We start from the raw sequence: 3,270 nt of genomic DNA on the forward strand, positions 1-3,270 counted from the left end.
TCATAACTATATGCTGCTGGCATTCAACCTCCTTATCATCATCTATCCTTATCCTATCACATCCGGACTTTTATGGAAAGAGCTATAATACTTCTTAACAGTGGCATTCTTTAAAGTTTTTTTCATACGCTCAACTTGCCCATTTGTCCAAGGATGGCTAACTTTTGTTAGACGGTGTTCAATGTCATTTTCTTCACAAGCTCTATCAAATATATGTTGAAAAGCGTATTTATGGCGTTTTTGGTTGGTAAATTGTATACTGTTATCTGTCAAAATAGTGTGGATTTTATATGGTAAAATTTTAATCAAATTACGTAGAAACTCAGCAGCTATAGGTTTTGTAGCACTTTTATGCAACTCAACATACGTAAATTTGGATGTTCTATCTATTGCAACAAACAAATATAACTTTCCTTCTTCTGTTCTGACTTCTGCAATATCAATATGGAAATAGCCTATAGGATATTGTTTGAATTTCTTTTTTGGTTTAACTTCGCCATCAACATCTGGTAGTCTGCTAATGCTGTGCCTCTGTAAGCAACGATGTAGACTAGAGCGAGTCAAGTGTGGGATTGAGGTTTGCAAAGCGTAGAGACAATCATCTAATGGCAATAGAGTATGCTTACGAAATGCAACAATTACAGCCTCCTCTTCTAAAGTTAAAACAGTTGATCTTGCATGCTTCGGACCCATATCAGCGTCTTTGGCAAAAGACCGTTTTCTCCATTTAATGATAGTTTTTGGATTAAGGTTATAGTACCTGGAGAGTTTTGCTATGCTCTCTTTACTATTTTGTATTGCTCTACGAATTGTCTCTGTTGTTTTGGCGCACCCATGTAATATTTGTCCCATAATTCCTCCTTTGATGGTATTGTTTTCTCATATTTTATCATACCATCACACTCTGGGACCATACATCCCCCCCTCCCCCCCTAATTCCTATATCAAACCTTTCTTTACTAGATTATATAGTCAATATAAAAAGCCATATAAAATTGCTTCCACTGCTGCCATGAGGAAATTGCTTATTCTTGCTAACTCTTTAGTCAGAGATGACAGGGTTTTTACTGAGGAATATAACTCTCTGTCTGTTTCTATCTAAGAGCCAGCATAGCTGTGGATAAGCACGTTTATACAGATAAAAGTACTTATCCACAGCTACATCAATTTTTCTATTGACTTTTAACACAACTGCTGAACAGATACATTCGTCATCCCGCTACGTGTTAGCGGCCAAGATACCGCGGCGGTATGACGTGGGAAACCTGACTTGCATTAGCTATAAAATAGTGATTTATATAAATCCCATAGCATGCCGAATGAAGCGTTTTTTGAGGAAATTTGAATTTTCAACTGCAATCAAGCCAAGATTTCTTAGTGCTTTAGCGCAGAATATTCTGTTGGAAAACATCCTATTTAATCCATCAGTTGCAAGCGCCATTGTAAAATTATCAAAGTATCTGTTACGTGAAATTTTCTTTAATAAATAACTACTGCCAACATCAGTACCAGCCGCTTTTGCAGCAACTACGTGCTTTATAACACTTTCTACATCTCTAATTCCAAGATTAAGCCCTTGACCTGCAACTGGATGAATTGAATGTGCTGCATCGCCGATAAGCAAAACTCTACCCTTATATAACTTTTTTGCAAAAGCAAAACTTAAAGGATAAAGTTTTCTTTCACCCTCTAATTTTATCTCTCCTAAATAAGAACCAAATCTTTTTTTAAGCTCTATAATAAATTCTTCTTCAGACAGATCCATTAGCATTTTTGAAATTTCAGATTTTTCTGTCCAAACTATCGAAGAAGTATAGCCACCCTTCATCGGTAGAATTGCAAATGGACCGCCAGGGAAAAAACGCTCCACAGCTAAGTTTTGGTGATGCAGTTCATGCTTTACATTAAATACTATGCTACTTTGTTTATAGTCAAATTTCACTGTCGGTATAGAAAATAACTCTGGTAATCTAGAGTTTTTGCCTTCAGCGCAGATAAGTAGCGATGATATTAATTCCTGGTTATTATCAAGAATCACTTCCACATATCCTGAATCACAAGCAATTGTTTTATAGGAATGTGGAGAGTATATATTCAGTTTATTTAGAAAATTATTGTTGATTGCATTCCATATAGTAGCATTGTTGATAACATAACCCATTGGCTCTTCGCTAACCATTTTGTGATTGTAATGCACAGTAACCGCATCTAATATGCATATATCAAGTATTGGCTCAGCTTCACTTTCCACAAACTGCCAAATCCCTAACTTTTCCAATATTTTTTTCGAGCCTTGAGAAATAGCAAATGCTCGATTATCATCTACTACACGTGGTAGACTATTTTTTTCAATCACAGCTACAGACAAAGAGTCACAACTAAGGCCAATGGCAGTAATAAGACCAAGTAACCCACCACCTGAAATGATTACATCATAATTCATTTTATTTACGCTAATTGTAAAATTATATTTTATCTGTTTTGAAAATAGTTTAAACAAACTTTATATATAAATTAAATTTTTTAGATCCCAGTGTCAGCTACTTGGATGACATCTAAAGACACTCCACCTTGTCATTCCAGCACGTAACGAACAACTGTACGAACATTTTGCGAAGGCAGTGTGTTAAATGCTATGGCCGGTTTTGCCTCAAACATAAAGGTGTCATCCCAGTGCTTGACACTGGGATGGCTTTGTTGCATAGCAACTGAAAAAATCTGGTGGCTACTGACAAAATTCATTATAAAATAGCCATTTAACCTTGAAAGAAAAAATATGCCACAAAAAATGAGGGTCAGTAACCATAGCGAATATAACAAATTTCTAGAAAAAAGAGGAAATATTTTTCATTATATCAACGAAGCCATAGAAAAGTGGTACGAGAATGGTCCAAAAATACCAGGTGGCAACAATATTTATAGCGATAAAGTTGTAATTTTGGTGCACATAATAACTTGTTTATTTAGAATAGGCCTGAGGCAAACAGTTGGGTTTATAGCAGGATACCTTGAGCAAATTGGGAAAAATTTGCAAGTTATCAGCTATTCACAATCATCAAGAAGGTTTAAGAAACTCAATATTAAGATCAATGATTGCAGAATTGATAAAAATAATATGGAAGATATCGAAATTGCTATAGACAGTACAGGAATTAGTATATACAACAACACTCCTGGTCATAGCAAAGAAAATAGCGAAGATAGAAAGTATCGCAGCTATGAACAGACAAGAAAATTGCATGTAATGTTGAATACAAACAGCAAAAAAGC

General features: G+C 35.3%; 3 protein-coding genes and 1 pseudogene. 2 read left to right on the forward strand and 2 right to left on the reverse strand.

Going from position 1 to position 3,270, the window contains the following annotated elements; all coding sequences use genetic code 11:
* Positions 1-69: 69 nt before the first annotated feature.
* Positions 70-852, reverse strand: a pseudogene (locus OZD66_RS04095) (IS481 family transposase); the annotation flags it as partial.
* 442 nt (positions 853-1,294) lie between these two features.
* Positions 1,295-2,443, reverse strand: a complete 1,149-nt coding sequence (ubiH, locus tag OZD66_RS04100) for a 2-octaprenyl-6-methoxyphenyl hydroxylase (protein ID WP_182366322.1) — start codon at positions 2,441-2,443, stop codon at positions 1,295-1,297.
* A 180-nt stretch (positions 2,444-2,623) separates the two neighbouring features.
* Here ubiH and OZD66_RS04105 point away from each other — a divergent pair, with 180 nt between their 5' ends.
* The gene (locus OZD66_RS04105; RefSeq protein WP_256437790.1) at positions 2,624-2,752 is read left to right on the forward strand and encodes a hypothetical protein; all 129 of its coding nucleotides are present in this window, start codon (positions 2,624-2,626) and stop codon (positions 2,750-2,752) included.
* Between the two features lie 24 nt (positions 2,753-2,776).
* On the forward strand, positions 2,777-3,270 hold a 494-nt coding region (locus tag OZD66_RS04110), incomplete at its 3' end, for a transposase (protein WP_275021950.1).

This window comes from Wolbachia endosymbiont of Drosophila baimaii (assembly GCF_028982185.1).
Lineage (GTDB): Bacteria > Pseudomonadota > Alphaproteobacteria > Rickettsiales > Anaplasmataceae > Wolbachia > Wolbachia pipientis.

Coding starts and splice junctions, on each gene's coding strand:
- ubiH (WP_182366322.1), bottom strand. CDS start 2,443: ATGAATTATGATGTAATCATTTCAGGTGGTGGGTTACTTGGTCTTATT.